20 protein-coding genes are annotated in these 20,924 nt (G+C 69.0%); 9 read left to right on the plus strand and 11 right to left on the minus strand.

The window, feature by feature from the left end:
* Positions 1-15: 15 nt before the first annotated feature.
* A complete protein-coding gene (locus ACLJQ7_RS14695) occupies positions 16-861 on the plus strand; it encodes an alpha/beta fold hydrolase (RefSeq protein ID WP_410648763.1) in 846 nt (281 codons plus the stop codon).
* Positions 862-871: 10 nt separating this feature from the next.
* On the plus strand, positions 872-1,516 hold the full coding sequence (locus tag ACLJQ7_RS14700; RefSeq protein WP_410648764.1) for a nitroreductase family protein: 645 nt from the start codon (positions 872-874) through the stop codon (positions 1,514-1,516).
* Between the two features lie 146 nt (positions 1,517-1,662).
* On the opposite strand, the gene ACLJQ7_RS14705 is transcribed toward ACLJQ7_RS14700, so the two are convergent.
* The 4 genes from ACLJQ7_RS14705 to ACLJQ7_RS14720 form a co-directional block, all read right to left on the minus strand.
* Entirely contained in the window at positions 1,663-2,121 is a 459-nt protein-coding gene (locus ACLJQ7_RS14705; protein ID WP_410648765.1) for a hypothetical protein, read from the minus strand.
* Between the two features lie 43 nt (positions 2,122-2,164).
* Positions 2,165-2,740 (minus strand): RloB family protein, encoded by a 576-nt coding sequence (locus ACLJQ7_RS14710; protein WP_410648766.1) that lies wholly within the window; start codon positions 2,738-2,740, stop codon positions 2,165-2,167.
* Positions 2,737-3,981 carry an AAA family ATPase gene (locus tag ACLJQ7_RS14715; protein ID WP_410648767.1) on the minus strand — a complete coding sequence of 415 codons (1,245 nt, stop codon included), beginning with the start codon at positions 3,979-3,981 and terminating at the stop codon, positions 2,737-2,739. The genes ACLJQ7_RS14710 and ACLJQ7_RS14715 overlap by 4 nt, the downstream gene beginning before the upstream one ends.
* 75 nt (positions 3,982-4,056) lie before the next feature.
* The gene (locus tag ACLJQ7_RS14720) at positions 4,057-6,384 is read right to left on the minus strand and encodes a DNA translocase FtsK (protein WP_410648768.1); all 2,328 of its coding nucleotides are present in this window, start codon (positions 6,382-6,384) and stop codon (positions 4,057-4,059) included.
* A 298-nt stretch (positions 6,385-6,682) separates the two neighbouring features.
* Here ACLJQ7_RS14720 and ACLJQ7_RS14725 point away from each other — a divergent pair, with 298 nt between their 5' ends.
* The 6 genes from ACLJQ7_RS14725 to ACLJQ7_RS14750 all read left to right on the plus strand — a co-directional run bounded on the left by ACLJQ7_RS14725 (position 6,683) and on the right by ACLJQ7_RS14750 (position 11,842).
* Entirely contained in the window at positions 6,683-7,492 is an 810-nt protein-coding gene (locus ACLJQ7_RS14725) for a lysophospholipid acyltransferase family protein (RefSeq protein ID WP_410648769.1), read from the plus strand.
* A gap of 47 nt (positions 7,493-7,539) precedes the next feature.
* Entirely contained in the window at positions 7,540-8,154 is a 615-nt protein-coding gene (wrbA, locus tag ACLJQ7_RS14730; RefSeq protein WP_410648770.1) for an NAD(P)H:quinone oxidoreductase, read from the plus strand.
* 70 nt (positions 8,155-8,224) lie between these two features.
* A complete protein-coding gene (locus ACLJQ7_RS14735; protein ID WP_410648771.1) occupies positions 8,225-8,515 on the plus strand; it encodes a hypothetical protein in 291 nt (96 codons plus the stop codon).
* Entirely contained in the window at positions 8,515-10,044 is a 1,530-nt protein-coding gene (locus tag ACLJQ7_RS14740) for an alpha/beta hydrolase (protein WP_410648772.1), read from the plus strand. The genes ACLJQ7_RS14735 and ACLJQ7_RS14740 overlap by 1 nt, the downstream gene beginning before the upstream one ends.
* 71 nt (positions 10,045-10,115) lie before the next feature.
* Positions 10,116-10,673, plus strand: coding sequence for a hypothetical protein (locus ACLJQ7_RS14745; protein WP_410648773.1), 558 nt, complete (start codon positions 10,116-10,118; stop codon positions 10,671-10,673).
* A 197-nt stretch (positions 10,674-10,870) separates the two neighbouring features.
* Positions 10,871-11,842, plus strand: a complete 972-nt coding sequence (locus ACLJQ7_RS14750; protein WP_410648774.1) for an EamA family transporter — start codon at positions 10,871-10,873, stop codon at positions 11,840-11,842.
* Here ACLJQ7_RS14750 and ACLJQ7_RS14755 read toward each other — a convergent pair.
* The gene (locus ACLJQ7_RS14755; protein ID WP_410648775.1) at positions 11,819-12,409 is read right to left on the minus strand and encodes a DUF305 domain-containing protein; all 591 of its coding nucleotides are present in this window, start codon (positions 12,407-12,409) and stop codon (positions 11,819-11,821) included. The genes ACLJQ7_RS14750 and ACLJQ7_RS14755 overlap by 24 nt on opposite strands.
* A 154-nt stretch (positions 12,410-12,563) precedes the next feature.
* On the opposite strand from ACLJQ7_RS14755, the gene ACLJQ7_RS14760 reads away from it, so the two are divergent.
* Positions 12,564-13,973 carry an amino acid permease gene (locus tag ACLJQ7_RS14760; protein WP_410648776.1) on the plus strand — a complete coding sequence of 470 codons (1,410 nt, stop codon included), beginning with the start codon at positions 12,564-12,566 and terminating at the stop codon, positions 13,971-13,973.
* 78 nt (positions 13,974-14,051) lie between these two features.
* On the opposite strand, the gene ACLJQ7_RS14765 is transcribed toward ACLJQ7_RS14760, so the two are convergent.
* The 6 genes from ACLJQ7_RS14765 to thyX all read right to left on the minus strand — a co-directional run bounded on the left by ACLJQ7_RS14765 (position 14,052) and on the right by thyX (position 20,867).
* Positions 14,052-14,783, minus strand: a complete 732-nt coding sequence (locus ACLJQ7_RS14765) for a hypothetical protein (protein ID WP_410648777.1) — start codon at positions 14,781-14,783, stop codon at positions 14,052-14,054.
* Between the two features lie 535 nt (positions 14,784-15,318).
* Positions 15,319-17,016, minus strand: a complete 1,698-nt coding sequence (locus ACLJQ7_RS14770; RefSeq protein ID WP_410648778.1) for a ribonuclease J — start codon at positions 17,014-17,016, stop codon at positions 15,319-15,321.
* Positions 17,013-18,026, minus strand: coding sequence for a 4-hydroxy-tetrahydrodipicolinate synthase (dapA, locus tag ACLJQ7_RS14775; RefSeq protein ID WP_126737569.1), 1,014 nt, complete (start codon positions 18,024-18,026; stop codon positions 17,013-17,015). The genes ACLJQ7_RS14770 and dapA overlap by 4 nt, the downstream gene beginning before the upstream one ends.
* A 111-nt stretch (positions 18,027-18,137) precedes the next feature.
* A complete protein-coding gene (locus ACLJQ7_RS14780; protein ID WP_410648779.1) occupies positions 18,138-19,640 on the minus strand; it encodes a protein kinase domain-containing protein in 1,503 nt (500 codons plus the stop codon).
* A gap of 82 nt (positions 19,641-19,722) precedes the next feature.
* Positions 19,723-20,115 carry an ACT domain-containing protein gene (locus ACLJQ7_RS14785; protein ID WP_034312164.1) on the minus strand — a complete coding sequence of 131 codons (393 nt, stop codon included), beginning with the start codon at positions 20,113-20,115 and terminating at the stop codon, positions 19,723-19,725.
* Positions 20,115-20,867 (minus strand): FAD-dependent thymidylate synthase, encoded by a 753-nt coding sequence (gene thyX / locus ACLJQ7_RS14790; RefSeq protein ID WP_007029376.1) that lies wholly within the window; start codon positions 20,865-20,867, stop codon positions 20,115-20,117. Before thyX ends, ACLJQ7_RS14785 begins: the two co-directional genes overlap by 1 nt.
* Positions 20,868-20,924 lie beyond the last annotated feature (57 nt).

The raw sequence follows: 20,924 nt of genomic DNA on the forward strand, positions 1-20,924 counted from the left end.
CATTAGGGAGTGTTCATGGCGACCATCCGGCACCGTTCGGTCGAACTCGGCGACGTCGAGGTCTTCTATCGCGAAGCAGGCGACCCCGAAGCACCCGTGTTGCTCCTGCTGCACGGCTTCCCGACGTCCTCGCACCAGTTCGTACGGCTGATGCGCCGTCTCGCCGGCCGGTGGCGGCTCATCGCGCCGGACCTGCCCGGCTTCGGGCAGACCGTCACACCCGAGGGCTTCACGTTCACCTTCGACCGGCTCGCGGAGGTGATCGGCGGCTTCGTGGATGCGCTGGAACTGCGCCGCTACGCGCTCTACGTCTTCGATTTCGGCGCCCCGACCGGCCTGCGGCTGGCCGTCTCGCGCCCGTCCCAGGTGACGGCGCTCATCACGCAGAACGGCAACGCCTACGTCGAAGGGCTCGGCCCGGCGATGCCGGACTTCCCTTCCCTGACCGACGAAACCGAGGCGCGGCGCGGATTCGAGGAGATCCTCGAACCGGCACAGATCCGGTTCCAGTACACCGGCGCCCGCGATCCGGAGACCATCGATCCCGCGAACTACCTGTTGGACCAGTACTTCCTCGGCCTGCCCGGCCGGACGGAGGCGATGCTGGACCTGTTCTGGGACTACCGGAACAACCCGCCCGCGTACCCGCGGTTCCAGGCGTGGCTGCGCGAGGCCCAACCACCCGTACTCGCCGTGTGGGGCCGCAACGACCCGTTCTTCGTCCCTGCGGGCGCCGAAGCGTTCCGGAATGATGTTCCCTCGGCGGAGGTTCACCTCTTCGACACCGGGCATTTCGCGCTGGAGGAGGACCTCGAACCGATCAGCGAGCTGATCGACCGCTTCCTCGCGGAACATCTCTGAAAGGCGGCTCATGGACACCTCGGTCACCGACCACCTGCTCAGCACGACGCGCGCGGTGCGCCGCAAGCTCGACCTGGACCGGCCGGTGGAACCCGAGGTGCTCGAAGAGTGCCTGCGGCTCGCGCTGCAGGCGCCCACGCCGGGCAACCAGCAGGCGTGGCGATGGCTCGTGGTGCGGGATCAGGGAGTGAAGGACCGGCTGTCCGAGCTGTTCCGGCGCGTCGGGAAGGCTTACCTGGAGGCGAACGCGGCAGCGCTGGGCGAAGCGATCACCGAGCCCTCGGTGGCGCGGGCGTTCGCGTCGGGGCAGCATCTGATCGACGTGGTCGACCGGGTGCCCGTGTTCGTCATCCCGTGCCTGACCGGCAGGCCCAGCGGTGACAACGCGGCCGACGCCGCCTTCTACGGCGGGATCTTCCCGGCGGTGTGGAACTTCCAGCTGGCGCTGCGGTCACGCGGCCTCGGCTCGACACTCACGACGTACCACCTGACCCACGAGGCGGAGGCGGCCGAAATCCTCGGCATCCCCGCCGAGGTCACGCAGGTCGGGCTGCTGCCGGTCGCCTACACGACGGTGCCGGACTTCAAGCCCGCTTCGCGCGTGCCGCTGTCGGAAGTCGCGTACCTCGACGGCTGGGGGAACGCGCTTCAGTGAGGCTGCTCGCGAGCTCCACCCGCGAGCCGTCCATCCAGACGCGCGAAACCGCCGCCCGCGCACCGGCACGTTGCGAAAGCCACTTTCGCAACGTTGAAGGTTGCGAAAGTGGCTTTCGCAACACGCCACCGTGGCCGCACCCCTCGCTAGGCCTTGGACACCTGCAGGGTGACCTGGTCGCCCCCCGAACTCACGGCGACCAGGTCCACCCGGCAGGCGGCGAACTCGACGGACTGACTGCCACCTCGTCCGGTGGAGGCGAGGGCCGCCGTCGTCCGCTCGCCGCGTCCCGGTTCGGCCAGGGTCAGCTCGATCACGGCCTCCCCTTCCCAGACGCAGACCATTCCCTCTGCGCAGCGGGAATCGGACACCAGGCGAGCGAAGCGGATGCTGACGTCCTTCGACGCGACCTCGGTCGTTTCACCGGCCTTGAGGTCGACGGTCTCCCCCAGCTCGACTGCGCCTTGAACAGGCTTCTGTACCGGCGCCTGCTGGACCACCGGGGGCCTGCTCGCGGCGGGTTCTTCACGCGCGGCGGAGCTACCGGCTCCGCACGCGAGGCCGACCAGGGCGCAGAGGACGACGAGCAGCTTCTTGGGGTCCACGTGCTCTGGACGTAGCGGAGGCTCCGGTCCGTTGCACCGGGTCTCAGGTGATCTTTTCGACCAGTGCCCAGACGCCGGTGGACGGGTTGCGGCCGTGCTCGAGCCCCAGCTCGACGTCGTGGTTCTTCGCGCGCAGGACCGCGGATCCGACCCCGCTCTCGTAGTCCGCGAACCGCAACGCCGACTTGCTGAATCCCGGCACGTGCTTGACCAGTCGTTTCGCCACGTCGCCGTAGCAGGTCAACGGCGCCGAACACGCCTCGAAATGCAGCAGCAACCAGAACTCGAAACAGGGATTCGAGATCGCGAGGTCGATCCGGAGCCTGCGAGCGGTCGCCGCCGCCCTGTCGAGGTCGAACTCGTCGACATCGACCACGCACCACACCTCGTCGTGCGTTCCTTCGGCACGATCACGCATCCCCGCGGCGTACTTGACCACGGCTTCTGGGTCGCCGCGCTTCGCTTTGATCTTGATCGTGATGGCTGGGTTGCGACGCGCATGCTTGAGCCCTTCGAAGTACGCGGGCTCCGTGGCCTCGGCACCGCAGACGACCAGGATCGACGTTCGCTCCTCCCGGAACGCCGATAGTCTCCGGCCACTGTTCTCCCGGCGGGTCATCTACCCAACACCGCCTCGGCGAAGTCACCCAGCACCGGAACAGCCCCGTAGCCACCCGCGAGATAGCGGCGCTCGGTGTTCTGATCCTTGCGCGGCTTGAAGTCCGTGAGTGGGTAGAGCTCGCTGGCGCCCTCGGCGTTCTTGTCGACGAACCAGACTTGGTCCCGGTCCAGCACGTGGTCGCCGAGCATCGTTCCCAAAAGGCTGGTGTCGTGCGTGGTGAAGATGAGCTGGGCGCCGTGGGGATTGGTCGCCTCGGACTGGAACAGACCGACGAGCTTCGCGGTCAACATCGGGTGCAGGCTTGAGTCGATCTCGTCGACCAGAAGCACCTGACCTCCGTCGAGGACGTCCAGAACGGAAGGAATGAGCTCAAGCCAGTTTCGCGTTCCCACTGACTCGTCATTCAGCTCGAACGGGGCACCGGCATCGCCGTGCTGAAACATCAGTCGCCAACGTCGCCGGATGCGAGCCGGCTTCTCCGCGCCTCGCAAAGTCGCGTATCCGTGGACCCTGCTCCCCTCGTGCTCGTCGATCAGCTCTGCGGCGACATCCGTGATTCCCACGTCCGCGGCCGACAACAGCGACAGCAGCCGACTGCCATTGCGCTCATCCTTGAAAAGGAACTCCCCGACCCTGCCCTCTACCTGCCGCAAGGACCATCGGTCCTCGTGGAGCCTGATGCGCAATCCCTGCTGGAACCACCTGTACACGGGCATGAGGGGGCCTAGTTCAAGTCGCGAACAGAAATCCAGCAGGAGCACATCACCCCGGATCAGCTCCTCCAGGGCGGCGAATTTGGCCTTCAGCTCAGACGACGCGGATCCGAATCTGAAAACACCTCCGCTCCGCTCGAACAGCACACGCCGACGCTTCTCCGGATAGGAGTACAGCCACTCCTCACGAAATCCCTCGTCGTCGACGCTGAAGCCGTACGTGTAGCGAACCCCTTCGGTGACCAGTTCGATGACGAAGGTCGATGGCCGTACGGCTCCGTCTTCGTCGAGCCGGAAGAACGTGCGCCTGCCTATCCCAAGAGACCCTGTCGCGAGCACTGCCGCCTGCATGAGCGCGAGCCCGTCGAGCAGGTTCGACTTGCCAGAGGCGTTCGCCCCGTAGATGGCCGCCACCGGAACCACCGGGCGGTCATCCCCTGGCATCGCGGGCATCAGGAGCAACTCCTGCTCGTCACGGAACGAGCGATGGTTGCCCAACCGAAAGCTTCGGAGCACTCTGACCATCTCCCTGGCAAAGTTTCAGGCTATTCTGCGCCAGTAAACCGCACAGAATGGCCTGAAGCATCCTCCAGGGCCGACTCAGTCGTCGGAGACGTCGCCGCCTCCTCCGTCCCCGCCACCGCGGATCATGAACAGCACCGACTCCAGTTCCTCCGGCTTGATCAGCACGTCCCGCGCCTTCGAGCCCTCCGAAGGGCCGACGACGCCGCGGCTTTCCAGCAGGTCCATCAGGCGTCCCGCCTTGGCGAAGCCGACCCGCAGTTTCCGCTGCAGCATCGACGTCGAGCCGAACTGCGAGGTGACGATCAGCTCGGCGGCCTGCAGCAGGACGTCGAGGTCGTCGCCGATGTCGGAGTCGATTTCCTTCTTCTCGCCGGCCTTCGCCGCGGTGACGCCGTCCTGATAGTCCGGCTGCGCCTGCTCCTTGGCGAAGTTCACCACCGCGGAGATCTCTTCGTCGCCGACGAAGGCGCCCTGGATGCGGACCGGTTTCCCGGCACCCATCGGCAGGTACAGCGCGTCACCCATACCGATGAGCTTCTCCGCGCCCGGCTGGTCGAGGATGACCCGCGAGTCGGTGAGCGACGAGGTCGCGAACGCCAGCCGCGACGGCACGTTCGTCTTGATCAGCCCGGTCACGACGTCGACCGACGGGCGCTGGGTCGCCAGCACCAGGTGGATACCGGCCGCACGCGCCTTCTGGGTGATCCGGACGATCGCGTCCTCGACGTCGCGCGGGGCGGTCATCATCAGGTCGGCGAGCTCGTCGACGATCGCCATGATGTACGGGTACGGCTGATAGACGCGCTCACTGCCGGGCGGCGCGGTGATCTCGCCCGAGCGCACCTTCTTGTTGTAGTCGTCGATGTGCCGGACCTTGTTGACCTGCATGTCCTGATAGCGCTGCTCCATCTCCTCCACCAGCCAGGCCAGCGCCGCGGCGGCCTTCTTCGGCTGGGTGATGATGGGCGTGATCAGATGCGGGATGCCCTCGTACGGGGTCAGCTCGACCATCTTCGGGTCGATCAGGATCATCCGGCATTCGTCCGGCGTCGACCGCGCGAGCAGCGACACCAGCATCGAGTTCACGAAGCTCGACTTACCGGAACCGGTGGACCCCGCCACCAGCAGGTGCGGCATCTTCGTCAGGTTCGCGGTGACGAAATGGCCCTCGATGTCCTTGCCGAGCCCGATGACCATCGGGTGGTTGTCCTTGACCGTCGACGGCGCGCGCAGCACGTCGCCGAGGCGCACCATCTCGCGGTCGGAGTTCGGCACCTCGATGCCGACCGCGGACTTGCCGGGGATCGGCGCCAGCAGCCGGACGTTGTCGGTCGCCACCGCGTAGGCGATGTTCTTGGTCAGCGCGGTGATCTTCTCGACCTTCACGCCGGGGCCGAGTTCGACCTCGTACCGGGTGACCGTCGGGCCCCGCGTGAACCCGGTGACCTGCGCGTCGACGTTGAACTGCTCCAGCACGCCGGTGATCGCCTCGATCATGGCGTCGTTGGCCTTGCTGCGGGACTTCGGCGCGTCGCCGAGCTTCAGCAGATCCGGCGGCGGGAGCTTGTAGTCGCCTTCGACGGTCCTCGTGACCGCCAGCGGAGGCTCGGCCTTCTTCGGCTTCTTCTCCTCGACAGGCTTGGGAGTGGGCTTCGGCGGGCGCAGCGGCGTCGGCGTTTCGGCCAGCGCGGCCTCGATGTCGAGCTGTTCGCCCTCGTGGTCGGCCGAAGCCTGGCGACGGCGCGACGGCTTCCGCAGGCGGGCCGACTTCGGATCGGCCTCGGTGACGGCGTCGCGTTCGTCGTGGATGGCCTTGCGCTCGGCCTCGGCCTCTTCGATCTCTTCGGGGTCGAGACCCCAGTTCCGCAGGCGGTGCGGGATCTCCCGGACCGGGGTCCCCGTGAACACGAGCGTGCCGAACAACAGCGCCAGCACCAGCAGCGGCACGGCGACCCAGGTGGTGACGCCCATGGTCAGCAGGCCGCCGGAGAACGCGCCGATCACGCCGCCGGCGTACATCCGGCCGTCGTTGGTCTCGGGCAGCGCGGTGAAGATGTGCAGCAGGCCGAGCACCGCCAGGACCACCAGCAGGGTGCCGATGACCATCCGTGGCCGGGCCTCCGGCATCGGTTCCGACCGCATCAGCGCGACGGCGACGACGGTGAGCACCAGCGGAAGCGTCACGGCTCCGGCACCCAGCAGCGAGCGCGTGCCGACCTCCACCCAGCCGCCGATCGGGCCCGCGGCCCGCCACCAGACGCCGAACGCGATCACCAGTGCCAGCGCGATCAGCCCCAGCGCGAGACCGTCCCGGCGGTGTTCCGGTTCGAGTTCACGGCCGCGGCCGACCGTCCGCGCCAGGGTGCCGAGCCCCTTCGCGAGCAGATTCCAGGTGCCGCGCACGCCCTTGGCGAACGTGCCGGACGATTTCTTCCGCAGTGCCGGACGCCGTGGAGTGGGCTTCCTCGCAGCCGTTGACCTGGGCTTCGCCGGGGTACGCGGCTTTCGCGCCGGCCCCTTGCTGCCGCCGCTTCGCGCCGTACTCCGCTTCCTGGTCGTCGACCCGCTAGCCATGCCTCCACGGTAACCGCCTCGGCCCTCCAGCCCCGGCTGCCACTCGGAGCACACCTGGAACATTCGTCTCAGGTCACAGCTTGAGCGGCCATCCGGGTGAAAAGCGGTTCATGACATGCTCTGCCCCATGTTCGCGCTGCATCAGGATGAGAATTCGGCTCGCCGCGCCCCGGCCATCTGGCGCACGATGCTGAACATCGACCGGGGGCTGGTCAACTTCGTCGGCAAACTCACCGTGACCGGCGGTGTTTCGGCCGAACTGCGCCGCAGGCCCTTGCTCATGACGGCCAACCACATCGGCGTGTTCGACGCGTTCGTGCTGATGGCGGCCTGCAAACGGATCGGCATCAACCCGCGGTTCATGCTGGCGGGCGGCATCCTCGACGCGCCGGTCATCGGCCCCGCGCTGCGGGTCAGCGGCCATCTGCGGGTCGACCGCAAACAGGCGTCGACAGCCATCGGCCAGTTCGCCGAAGCCACCGAAGCGCTGCGGACCACCCGCGACCCGCTGATCGTCTACCCCGAGGGCCGGATCAGCCACGACCCCGGCCTGTGGCCTGAGCGGGGCAAGACCGGCGCGGCGCGGCTCGCGCTGGCCGCCGGGGTGCCGGTGATCCCGATCAGCCAGTGGGGCGCGCACGAAGCCGTGTACTGGGGCACGGAGACCGTCAACGGCCCCGCCGACCTGGTGCCGCTCGCGAAGTCCGGGCTGAGCGCTCCCATGCGGCGGCCGCGGTTCAAGGTGCACTTCGGTGAGCCGGTGGATCTGTCGGAGGTCGAGCCGGAGCGGCCGGGCGCCGGGGTCCGCGCGCACGCCAAGATCATGCAGGCGATCACCGACGGTCTCGTCCCGCTGCGCCGCGACGAACTGGACAAGCCGCGTTTCCACGACCCGACGCGGCCGACCGACACCGTCAGCCCCTGGAAGAAGTACTGAGTCCAGATCCTGAGACAGGTGCGCACGCTCGCCTAAGGTCGGCGGACGTGAGCACCCGCATCCTCGTCGTCTACTACAGCGCGACCGGCAACACCGCGAAACTGGCGTCGGCGCTGGCCGACGGCGCCCGCGAGGCCGAAGCCGACGTCCGCGTCCGCACGGTTCCCGAAACCGCCCCGCCCGGTGCGGTCGCGAGCAATCCGCGCTGGCAGGCGTGGGTGGACGCGGGGCCACACCACGAGACGGCGACGCTGGAAGACCTGGAGTGGGCCGACGGGTTCGCGGCCGGGAGCCCGACCCGGTTCGGCGGCCCCGCCGCCCAGCTGAAGTCCTATTTGGACAGTACCGGTGGCCTGTGGGCCAAGGGAAGGCTGGTGAACAAGGTCGCGACATCGTTCACCACCGCGTCCACCGCGCACGGCGGCCTCGAGTCGACCGTGCTCGCGACCAACAACATCTTCTATCACTGGGGCGCCATCGTCCTGCCCCTCGGCTACACCGATCCACGGCTGCTCGAATCGGGCAATCCGTACGGCGGCTCGTTCGTCTCGCGCAAGTCCGCCGAACCCGACGATCTCGCCCTGGACACCCTCCGTCTGCAAGGGCGGCGCCTCGCCACCGTTTCGGGTTACGTCGCCGACGGTCTTTTCAAGGACGGGTGAAGGGAACCGCGAGTCCGCCTCCCGCGTCGTAGAGTGGTCACACAGCGTCACGCTACGGGGAGGAAGCGCGATGGCCGGTGGGTACGAGGTGGCCTTGGAGGCGATCGGCGCGGCGTCGAGCGCGGCGAAACGGGCTTCGGACGACGTCGGGAAGGTGAACCTCGCGGCCACGCTCGCCGACGTCGCGGCGGGTTTGCCGGGTGGCGTATCCGGTGAAGCGGCCCGCCTGCTCGCGGACGCCTGGGGCCGCGCGGTGCCCGGCTGGGCCGAGAACACCGCGGACTACTCCGCACGACTCGACGCGGCGGCCGCCAGCTACCGCTCGAACGAATTGGCTGCGTCGCAGGAACTTCCCGTCTGATGCTCACCTGGGGAGACGTGCGCCGGTGGGATCCGGCCGCGATCGGCCGCGTCGCCGACGCGCTCAACGACGGCTGCACCAAGATCATCGCCGCGAACGACGACGTCGAAGCCATGGCCCGCTTCACGGGCTGGACCGGTGACGCGGCCACCGCCGCGTCGACGCGGGGCGCGTCGCTGACCTCGACCCTGGAGCGGCTCGTCGCCGAGGCGTCCGCGGTCCGGCGAGGCGCTCACGAAGTACAGATCGCGCTGGACCGGATCGTCGCGTTCGTACGGGAGACCGACGAGCTGGCCCACCGGAACGGCCTGGCCATCGGCCCCGGCGGCGAGATTTCTGTCGGCGTTCCGCAGCCCGACCAGGCTCGCGTCAGGGCGGAACTGGCCGACAGGGTCGAACAGGGCTTGCGCCGCGCGGCCGACGTCGACGCCGATTTCGCCGAGATCCTGCGGCGTGCGCTTCATGGCGAGATCACGGATCAAGGCGGCACGCTCGCCCAGGCGGCGGACGCCGGAGCCGCGCAGAGCGGTTTGTCGATCATCAGCCCGCCGGAGAACGGCACCCCCGGCGACAACAAGGCTTGGTGGGCGAGCCTGTCGGATACGGCGAAAGTCGCTCTGCTGCAAGGAAATCCGGGCCTCGTCGGCAATCTCGACGGCATCCCGGCGGCCGACCGCGACGCCGCCAACCGCGCCGTCCTCGCCAGCGAGATCGCACGCCTTCAAGGCGACCCCAAGGTCAAGGGCCTGGAAGCCATCCAACAGCGGCTGGACCAGTCCGAACCGCAGGCGTTCCTGCTGGGACTGGACACCGGCGGCGACGGGAAGGCGATCGTTTCCGCGGGGAATCCCGACACCGCGATGAACGTGGCGACCTACGTGCCCGGGACGGGCTCGGAGTTGTCGAAAATCGGCGGCGATCTCAACCGGGCGGACAAGATGTGGGCCGCGGCGACCACCTCGGGCTCCCCCTCGACCGCCGTGATCACCTGGCTGGGCTACGACGCACCGAACGAGATCACCGACGCCGCGAGCGCCGAGTACGCCGACGGCGGCAAGGCGGCCCTCGCGCAGTTCCAAGACGGGCTGCGGGAAACACACCAAGGACCGCCCTCGCACAACACGGTGCTGGGGCACAGCTACGGCACCACCGTCGTCGGGCACGCGGCCGGCGACGATGGCCTCGCCGCGGACGAACTCGTCTTCGTGGCGAGCCCCGGCGTCGGCGCACACGGCGTGAGCGAACTGCGTCTCGACGGGGTGAATCAGGACGAGATCGGCAAACACGTGCACGCGACGGTGGCCGAACACGACATGATCAACCTGGCGAACGTCGAGATCGCCGGCTACGACCCGATCCTCGGCCAGGATCCGACCGACGCGGATTTCGGCGGGCAGGTGTTCACCTCGGCGCCGGGCACGGACGGGTGGGGCGGGTACAGCACGGAGGCGCACAGCGAATACTGGGAAGACAACAACCCGTCGCTGAACAATCTCGGCCAGATCATCGCCGGGAAACCGACGACGTGAACCGGGCCCGCATATTCATCCTCGCCTCGCTGATGTTCTTGGCGGCCTGTTCCCCTGGAGGTGGGGACGACATGGAATCGACGATCACCGAACAGCAGGCTCGCGACAAGGTCGAGCAGTACATCCATGGCGCGCTGTCGGCGTTGCCCGCCGGCGCCGAATTGAAGCCGTTCACGCGGAACCGTTCGGAATGCACGGACCCGACCGACAAAGGTCCACTGGGCCGCTTCGAGATCTCCGCGACCTACGAGATTGTCGGCCTGGACTCCGCACGGTTCGCCGAGCATTTCGCCGCGATCACGCAGTGGTGGGAATCGCACGCCTTCAAGATCCTGACCGACGCCCGGCCGACGGATCAGTATGTCTTCGCACGCAACACCGGCGATGCCTTCGACATGTCGATCAAGGCGAACGACCTCGGCAAGTTCTACCTCGGGGCGACCTCCCCCTGTGTCTGGCCGAACGGCACGCCCGAACCCCAGGCCTCCGAAGCCACCGAAGCCACCGAACCCGAGCAGCCGGTCGCCGCTCCCCCGGAACCGGAGCCGGTCCGCAAACCGCGTCGCGCTCCCGTCGACGACGAGGACTTCGCCCAGACCGACTGGACCGACGGCGGCACCTCTTTCTGACGTGAAGGCCCCCTTCACGCGCGGCCGCTGTGACCGCAGGTGCCTGTGGGGCACACGTGGCGATCATCGAGTCCGTGAAGGCCTCCTTGAGGGACTCTGGGTCCCTCAAGGAGGCCTTCACGGACAACCGTCTCGCCCCCGCCCACCCGCTGGGAAAACGGGTCGACCCGCGGTCACCCGGCCTCTACCCTCCGGCCGTGACCGCCGAACTCGCCGCCGCCCCCGCCCCGCACGTCGCGCGGCGCGGCCGGGGCATCACGCTGATCCTGCTGGCCGCAGTCTTCTTCGGAACCTCGGGTGTGCTGGGCAAACCGGCGATGCAGGCCGGGTTGTCGCCGGAGCAGGTCGCGGCGATCCGCATCGGGCTGTCGGCGATCGTGCTGCTCGCGCTGGTCGCCGTCTTCCGGCCGAGGCTCCTCAAAGTCACGAAGAACGAGTGGCCGCTGCTGCTCGCGTACGGCTCGCTCGGTGTCGCGGGCGTCCAGCTCATGTACTTCCTGGCGGCGGGCCGGATCCCGGTCGGGATCGCGATCCTGCTCGAGTTCACCTCCCCGGTGCTGATCGCGCTGTGGGTGCGGTTCGTGCGCCGGGTGCGGCTGCCGAGGGTGATGTGGGCGGGGATCGCGCTGGCGATGACGGGCCTCATGCTGGTCGCGCAGGTCTGGGAGGGGCTCAGCCTGGACGTCCTCGGGTTGCTCGCCGGGCTGGGCGCGGCCGTCTGTTCGGCGGGCTACTTCCTCCTGGGCGAGCGGGGCGTCGCGAACCGCGATCCGCTCGGCATGGTCACCTGGGGGATGACGATCGGTGCGGTCCTGGTGTGCGCGGTCGCCCCGCCGTGGACGATCCCATGGGGTGTCCTCGACACCCCGGCGGCGTTCGGGCCGTGGGAACCGCCGGTGTGGTCGTTGCTGATCGCGCTGGTGCTGATCGCGACCGTCCTCGCCTACGCGACGGGCATGGCGGCGCTGCGGCATCTCCCAGCGTCGGTGGCGAGCGTCGTCGGACTGGTGGAGCCGTTGATCGCCGCCACCGCGGCCTGGCTGCTGCTGGGCGAGGCACTCACCTGGGTTCAAGCCGCCGGCGCGGTGGTGCTGCTGACCGGCGCGTACATCGTCCAGCTGAATTCGAACGTGGTCCAGACGGACTCAACCCTGCTGGAGGCCCCGTAGGTCGCTGATCTCCTGCTGCTGCGAACGTGAAGTCGTCGCGGCGAGATCGCGGGCGTCGGGGTTGCGGCCGTGCTGGGTTTCGGCGTCGGCGATGCGGACGCCGGCTTCGCGCTGGCGCAGCAACCGTGCGGCGAACTGGCGGTCGAAGTCCTTTCCGGACAGTCCGGCCAGTGCCGCCATGTCACCGGGGCTGAGGTACCCGTCGCGCTGGATGTGCTCGAGGTTCGGGTCGTCCGGCGCGGGCTGACCCCACGCCTCGATGAGCCCGGACAGCCGCGCGATCTCCGGTTCGTGCGTGTCGATGACCCGCTTCGCGAGCGCTTTCAGCTGCTCGTTCGTCGCCCGGGTTTCGGCCAGGGAAGCCAGATCCACGCCCTGCTGGTGGTGCGCGAGGGCTTGCCGCGCGAACGCGACGTCGGCGTCGTTAAACGGAACGGCGGCCTGCTGCGCCACCGGTGACGATCCGGGAGGCGCCGTCTGCGACTGGGGTGCCTCGTCCGAGCAGCCCGCGAGCGCGACGGCGGCCAGGGCGACGACGGGCAGGAACCGGAGGACGGCGTGCGGCATCGAAGAGCTCCTCGGAACGCGCGGTGGAAGTGCCTAGGTTGGCAGAGTCCACATCGGCCTGTTCACCGGGGGTTGCGCAAACACTTTTCCTCCCGGCCGCGCGGTGCGACAATCCCGCGATCCACCGCCGCTGGAGACGAGGAGGTCACCGCGAATGGGCGCAGAAACCACCACCGAACGGGCGGGGCTGCGCCCGGACCTGCGGCAACGCCACGTCCGGATGATCGCGCTCGGCGGCATCATCGGCGCGAGCCTGTTCATCGGCAGCGGCGCGGTGATCCACACCGTCGGCCCGGCCGCCGTCCTGTCCTACGCCATCGGCGGCCTGATCGTCGTGCTGGTGATGCGGATGCTGGGCGAGATGGCGACGGCCGCGCCGTCGCAGGGTTCCTTCATGGAATACGCGCGGACCTCGCTCGGCGGCTGGGCGGGTTTCACCGTCGGCTGGCTGTACTGGTACTTCTGGGTCGGCGTGGTCGCGTTCGAGGCGGTCGCCGGGGCGAAGATCCTCCAGACGTGGATTCCCGTTGTACCGCAATGGATCTTCTCGCTCGTCTTGATGCTCCTGCTGACCGCGACCAACCTCGCTTCGGCCCGTTCCTTCGGGGAGACGGAGTTCTGGCTCGCGTCGGTCAAGATCGCCACGATCGTGGTGTTCCTCGTGGTGGGCATCCTGTTCGTGCTCGGGGCCTGGCCCGGCGGATCGTTCTCGGTCGGCAACATCGCGCAGGACGGTTTCCTGGCCAACGGCCCGTTCTCGGTGGTGCACGGGGTGGTGATCGTGATCTTCTCCTACTTCGGCGCGGAGATCGTCACCATCGCCGCCGCCGAGTCGCGGGAGCCCGAAACGGCCGTGCGCAAGGCGACCTCGTCGATCGTCTGGCGGGTCATCGTGTTCTACGTCGGCTCCGTGACACTGCTGGTGATGATCACCGGCTGGCGTGACATCCCGACCACGACGAGCCCGTTCGCCGCCGCGTTCGGCCGGTTCGGCATCCCCGCCGCCGAGACGGTGGTCAGCGCGGTGGTGCTGACGGCCGTGCTTTCGGTGCTGAATTCGGGGCTGTACACCGCTTCCCGCATGCTGTTCGCGTTGCGCGGCAACGGCTGGGCGCCGAAGTGGATCGCGGACACGAACCGGCGCGGCGTGCCGTGGAAGGCGATCCTGGTGTCCACTTCGGTCGGTTACGTGGCCGTGGCGATGAACTTCGTGTCCCCGGACAAGATCTTCTACTTCATCATCAACTCCGCCGGTGCGGTCGCGTTGTTCGTCTACGCGATCATCGCCGGCTCGCAGCTCCGGATGCGGCGCCGTCTGGAGGCCGAAGCGCCGGAACGGCTGAAGCTGCGCATGTGGGGCTACCCGTGGCTGAGCCGGCTCACGCTCGCCGGGACGCTGGCCGTGGTCGCGTCGATGCTGTTCGTGGACGCGGACACGCGGGCCCAGCTGTACCTGAGCCTGATCAGCCTGGCGGTGATCCTCGGCGTCTATTTCATCCAGCGCCGGCGATCCGGCCGAGAGCGCCGTAAAACACCTCTCCGATCTTCGCGGGATCACGGCTGAGGAAAGCCTGGCCGCCGGCGGGCGCGACGAGCTGACGGAGTTCGGTCTCGTCGGCCTCCGGCCCGATCCCGATGGCGATCAACGGCACCGGGCGGTCCGGTCGCTCAGCTTTCCCAGCTCCGCCACCAGGTTCTCGCGGCTGATACCGCCGGGATCGGTGTCGCGGCCGTCGGTCATCACGATGACGAGGTTCAGCTTCCCCCGCTCCCATTCCTCGTGCGCCAGCCGGTAGACGTCGAGGACGCTGTCGTAGAGCCCGGTCTGCCCGTCCGGCACGGCATGGACGGCGCGCAACCGATCGACGGCAGCCAGCTGCTCACCGACCGGCGCCATCGGCAAGATCTCCCGGTGGTCCCGGTCACCGTCCACTTTGGTCGCGAACGCCAGAAAACGGACCTGTGACGTGGATTTGAACAGGTGCAAGGCGTTCTCCGCGGCCTCCAGCGTGATTCGCAGGCGGGACTTGCCGGTGCCCGGGACCGGCGCGCTCATCGAACCGGACACGTCGATCAACACCTGGACCCGGGCGCTCGCGTTGACCCCGGCCCATTGGCTGAGCACCTTGGCGACCTTCTCGGCGGCCGGGATCTCGGCGCTGCGCTGTCCCTGTGCCTCGACGCGTCGACCGGTTTCGGTGAGCCGCAACGCTTGCCCGCCGGGGGCACGCAGGTCGGACCGCGGGCCCGTCGCGGCGCCGTAGAGCAGGGTGCGTTTCAGGTCCGCGACGGCCTTGCCTTGGTGCGGGGTCGCCCCCGCGATTTCGACGAACGGGTAGTCGAGCGCCGGGGCGTCGGGTGAGTACACGGCCACCAGCGCGGTCTCCCGGCATGGGGCTCGAGGAGCGTCCGAGGGTACGCCGCGAGCACCCCTAGGGGAAGGCCGCGACTTTCGACGTAGAAAAACCCCACCGAGGCGGGAGGTGCCCCGACGCCGATCGCGGAACACTTGCCCGGTAAGGAAAGCACTCGAAATCGGGGGAATTCGTGATGAACCGGCCCACCCGCGCGGAACAGCGCAAAGCCCGCAACGCCCTCTTCGGCCAGGCGATCACGGTCGCCTTCGCCCTGCTGCTGGCGTCGGCCTTGGTCGCAGGTCCGTGAAGGCCTCCTTGAGGGACTCTGGGTCCCTCAAGGAGGCCTTCACGGACTACACGATCGTCACCGCAGCCCCAGCAACCCCACCGGCCCCAGCAGTCACAACGGCGGCGCGTGAAGGCCCCTTCCCTCGGCTCAGCCGAGGAAACTCGACCCTCACACCTTGCCAAGTACATGAAGGACCCCTTCCTTGCGCCTGGCGCAAGGAAGGGGTCCTTCATGTACTACAAGGGGTGCCCGGTCCAGTCCACCTAGACCGGGATCACCGTCGGCACGATCATCGGACGGCGCCGGTAGGTGTCGGCGACCCAGCGGCCGACGACGCGGCGCACGGCCTGCGCGATGCGGTGCGTGTCGGTGATGCCCTCGGCCTCGGTCCTGGCGAGTTCCATCTCCACCATCGGGAGCACGGCGTCGAGCGCCTTCGGGTCGTCGGAGAACCCGCGTCCGGACACCGTCGGGCGGGTCACCGCGCGGCCGGTGCTGGTGTCGACGGCGACGGTGATGGCGATGAAGCCGCCTTCGCCGAGCACGAGCCTGTCCGACAACGTCGACTCGCCGACGTCGCCGACCGAGAGGCCGTCGACGTACACGTGCCCGACCTCGACCCGTCCGGTCCGCGTGGCCTTGCCGTCGACGAGGTCGACCACGACGCCGTCCTCGGCGATGACCACGTTCTCCGGCGCGACACCGGTGCGCACGGCCAGTTCACCGTTGGCGCGCAGGTGCTTCCATTCGCCGTGTACCGGCATGACGTTGCTGGGGCGCACCGCGTTGTACAGGTACAGCAGTTCGCCCGCCGACGCGTGCCCGGACACGTGCACCTTGGCGTTGCCCTGGTGCACGACGTTCGCGCCGAGCCGGGTGAGGCCGTTGACGACGCCGAAGACGGCGGTCTCGTTGCCCGGGATCATCGAGCTGGCCAGCACGACGGTGTCGCCGGCGCGGATCGAGATCTGCCGGTGCTCGCCGCGCGCCATCCGCGACAGCGCCGACAGCGGCTCGCCCTGCGAACCGGTCGACACGAACAGCACCTTGCTCTCGGGCAGGTCGCCCGCCTGGTCGAGGTTGACCAGCAAGCCGTCAGGCACGTTCAGCAGCCCGAGGTCGGCGGCGATCCCCATGTTCCGGACCATCGACCGGCCGACGAAGGCGACCCGGCGGCCATGCCGGACGGCGGCGTCGAGCACCTGCTGGACGCGGTGCACGTGGCTCGCGAAGCAGGCGACGATGACGCGCTGGCCGACCTTGCGGACGACGTCGTCGAGCACCGGGCCGATGTCGCGTTCCGGCATGACGAATCCGGGCACCTCGGCGTTGGTCGAGTCGACGCAGAACAGGTCCACGCCCTCGTCGCCGAGCCGGGAGAACCCGGCGAGGTCGGTCAGCCTGCCGTCGAGCGGGAGCTGGTCGAGCTTGATGTCACCGGTGTGCAGCACGACCCCCGCGGGCGTGCGGATGGCCACCGCGAGCGCGTCCGGGATCGAGTGGTTGACCGCGAAGAACTCGAGGTCGAAGTCGCCGACCTTGCGTCGCTCGCCCTCGCGGACCTCGATCAGGTTCGGCCGCTGCCGGTGCTCCTTGGCCTTGGCCGCGAGCAGCGCGTTCGTGAACCGCGAGCCGTAGATCTTCAGGTCCGGGACCAGCCGCAGCAGGAACGGGACGGCGCCGATGTGGTCCTCGTGCCCGTGGGTGAGGACGAGGCCGTCGATGTCCTCGAGGCGGTCTTCGATCGCGCGGAAGTCGGGCAGGATCAGGTCGACGCCGGGCTGGTCGTCTTCGGGGAAGAGCACCCCGCAGTCGACGATCAGCAGACGGCCGCCGAACTCGAAGACGGTCATGTTGCGGCCGACTTCGCCGATGCCGCCGAGCGCGACCACGCGCAAGGCGCCTTCGGGCAGCGCGGGCGGTGGGGTGGTCGGTCCGGGTCCGGTTGGCAATGAACTCACCGAGGCATGGTCCCTACGCTGGTATGTGAGGTCGGCGCCGTGTAGGCCGCCGCTGAATCTGCTTGTGCCACTCGTGCACCATGCCAGTCACTGGCGGCGCTTTCCCCGAGCGGCACGCCTCCCTGGGCGAGATCCGCGGAAATCGCCTGGAGTTGCTCGTCGTTCGCGGCCACGATGGGCAGCCGCGGGTCACCGATGTCGAAGCCGCGCAGCCGCAGGGCCGCCTTCGAGAACGCGACCCCGCCGACCCGGGACATCGCCCGCAGGACCGGCAGCATGCCGCGGTGGTTGGTGCGCGCGGTGGAGGTGTCGCCGGACTCGTAGGCGTCCATCATGCCGCGGATACGGCCCGCCACGACGTGCCCGATCACGCTGACCACGCCGGTGCCGCCGACGGAGACCCATGGGAGGTTGAGGCCGTCGTCACCGGAGTAGTAGGCGAGCTGGGTGTTCGCGATGACCTCGGAGCCGGCGATCAGGTCGCCCTTGGCGTCCTTGACCGCGAGGATGCGCGGGTGCTCGGCCAGCCGCAGCAGCGTGTCGACCTCGATGGGGACGATCGAGCGCGGCGGGATGTCGTAGAGCATCACCGGCAGTTCGGTCGCGTCGGCGACCGTGGTGAAGTGCGCGTAGAGCCCGGCCTGGCTGGGCCGCGAGTAGTACGGGGTGACGACGAGGATGCCGTGCGCGCCCGCGGCTTCGGCCTGCTTCGCCTGCTCGATGCTGTGCGCGGTGTTGTTCGTGCCGGCCCCGGCGACGATCGTCGCGCGGTCACCGACGGCTTCGACGACGGCGCGGACCAGTTCGGTCTTCTCGGCGTCGGTCGTGGTGGGGCTCTCCCCGGTCGTGCCGTTCACGACGAGACCGTCGTTGCCCAGTTCCACGAGGTGTTCGGCCAGCTCCTGCGCCCGCTTCAGGTCCAGCGCGCCGTCGGCGTCGAAGGGGGTGGCCATCGCGGTGAGCACGCGCCCGAACGGTCTTCCCGGCGCTGCGGTAGGTGGAGTGGACATGCTGAGAAGGTACCTCCTGCCGGCGCCGAACCCTTGCCGACGTGGTCGTTCCCGCCGAATGCGGGAGATTTTCCGCGACGAAGGCGAACTCGACGCAAACTCTGGCGTGAGCTATTTGACCTTGGTCGTGATCTGCGCAGGTATCTGGCTGCCGTCGGTCTTGGCGAGCAGGCAGAGGAACCCGCGCGAATAGGTCCGGTCGTCCTCGTTGGGCGGCCGGTTCCATTCGGCTTCGGTCGGCACGACGGCCCGCCAGGTCAGCGAGGCCCGCTGTGCCCCGGGCACGACGTTCGAGTTGAAGGTCGCCGAGCACAGCGACTCGGCGATCCGGTTGACCGCGTCCGCGCCGGGATATGCCGCGACCTGGGCGTCGTCGTCCGAATAGGACTCGACGTCGAGCAGGCTGCCCTTGGCGAAGACCTCCAGCAGGTGGTCTTTGCCGCAGCTGATGCCGTCGTTCAGGTTGACGCCCTCTTTGAGCGGCACGTTGTAGCAGTCACCGGAGGACCCGAGCTTGACCTGCCCATTGATGCCGTAGGTCAAGGTGGGCTGGGCCTGGTTGGTCCCCTCCGGCGCGGCCGTCCAGCGGCCGAGGAAGATCCCGCCGACCAGCGCACCGATCACGGCGACCGCGGCCAGGCTCAGCCACAGCGGGCGCAGGTCGCGCTTCGCCGGGGCCGGGGCGAGCCGGGTCATCGGCTGACCGTGCTGCGGCATCATCGCCGTGCCGCCCGAAGGCGGCGTCGGCTGGGCCTGCACGCCCTGCGCGGCCGCGAGCAGGCCGCGCACCTGGTCGTACGACATCCGCGCCTCGGGTTTGGTGACCAGCAGGCCGAGGACCGCGGCGGCCAGCGGGCCCTGGATCCTGGTCAGGTACGGGGCCTCGGTCATGATCGCGTGCAGGGTCGCGGCGGTGGTCGACCGTTCGAACGCGACGATGCCCTCCGCGGCGAAGAACAGCGTCGTGCCCAGCGACCAGAGGTCGGACTCGGGCATCGCGTCCCGGCCCTCGACCCGTTCCGGCGCCATGAACGCGGGCGAGCCGACGATCATGCCGCTGGTGGTCAGGCGCGGGTCGTCGGCGGCGTGCGCGATACCGAAGTCGGTGAGCTTCACCCGGCCGTCCGGCGCGACCATGATGTTCGCGGGTTTGACGTCGCGGTGCACGATCCCGGCGGCGTGCGCGGCGCGCAGCGCGGACAGCACCCGCTCCCCCACCAGCGCGACCTGCTGGGCGGGCAGCGGCCCGCGGTCGCGGACCAGGTCGGCCAGCGTCGGCGCCTCGACCAGCTCCATCACGATGTAGGTGGCGCCGTTCTCGGTGACGACGTCGTACACGGTGACGACGGCCGGGTCGTTGAGGCGCCCGCCGGAGCGGACCTCGCGCAGCATCCGCTCCGACAGCACCGAGGCGTCCTCGGGCGCGTTCGGGAACTTCAGCTCCTTGATCGCCACCTGACGGCCGATCACCTGGTCCTGCGCGCGCCAGACGATACCCATCCCGCCGCGGCCGAGCTCGCCCAGCAGGGCGTATCGGCCGGCGACGATCCGCGCGCCGGTGGCCTGCTGTGTCTGCTGGGGCGGCCCGTACGGACGGGTCTGTTCGTCGGTCAAGGTTCGGTGCTCCTTCGGTTCGCGCAGGATGCTGACTCGGACCCGTTCGCGCGCCGAAAGGTTCCTTCGCCGAGCTCCTCGATCAGACCGTGACCTCGTGCCCGGCTTCCCGGAGCGCCTTCACCGCGCGTTCCAACTCGGGAGCCCGGACCAGCACGTGGTCGGTGTCGAAGGTGGACATCGAGAACAGCGCCACCCCGGCGGCGGCCAGCTCGCTGGACAGCGCGGCGATGATGCCGGTCAGCGTGAAGGCCAGCGGCCCGCGCACCGACAGCAGCCGCCAGCCGTCCTCGACGGTGGCCCCGGCCGGCGCGAGACCGGCCGGGCAGATCACCGACAGCTCCTCCGGCGTGCGCGTGATCGAGATCAGCACGGGCTCGCCGGGGTCGAGCAGGTTCGCCGGAACCGGCGCGTCCGGGGCGAGGCGGGCGACCGTGTACTCGCCGGGCCGGACGTCGATCGCGAGGCGTCGCATCAGCCCTCGAGAACCTTCGGGCTGGACGCGACCTCGGTGCCGTCGGGCAGCGCGGAGATGGTGAAGTCCGCGAACACGTTGCTCGACGCCTTCTGCAGCTCGCGCAGGCACTCGATGGCCAGGGCGCGGATCTCGACGTCGGCGTGCTCGGTGGCGCGCATCGCGATGAAGTGCCGCCAGGCCCGGTAGTTGCCGGTGACCACGATGCGGGTCTCGGTCGCGTTGGGCAGCACGGCGCGGGCGGCCTGGCGGGCCTGCTTGCGGCGCAGGGTCGCGCTCGGCACGTCGGCGAACTTCTCCTCCAGGCCGGCGAGCAGTTCGGTGTAGGCGTCGACGGCGGCCTGCGAGGCGGCGAGGAACTTGGCGTGCAGTTCCGGGTCCTGCGCGATGACGTCGGGCTCGACGAAGGCGGCGTCGCGCTCCGGCACGTAGCGCTGCGAGAGCTGCGAGTAGGAGAAGTGCCGGTGGCGGATCAGCTCGTGCGTCAGCGAACGGGAGATCCCGGTGATGTAGAAGCTGACGGATCCGTGCTCCAGCACCGACAGGTGACCGACGTCGATGATGTGCTCGAGGTAGCCGGCGTTGGTGGCCGTCTTCGGGTTCGGCTTCTTCCAGGACTGGTAGCAGGCCCGGCCCGCGAATTCGGCCAGCGCCTCACCACCGTCGGCATCGGTCGACCACGGTACGTCCGACGGCGGGAAGAACTCCGTCTTCGCGATCAGTTGAACCTTGGGTGACACGGTCTCGGCCACGTTCGCACTCCTTTACGACCCCTGCTCCACGACTCCGGGCAGCGTAACCGCAACCCG

Origin of the sequence: Amycolatopsis sp. cmx-4-54 (assembly GCF_046548895.1) — a bacterium.
GTDB lineage: Bacteria > Actinomycetota > Actinomycetes > Mycobacteriales > Pseudonocardiaceae > Amycolatopsis.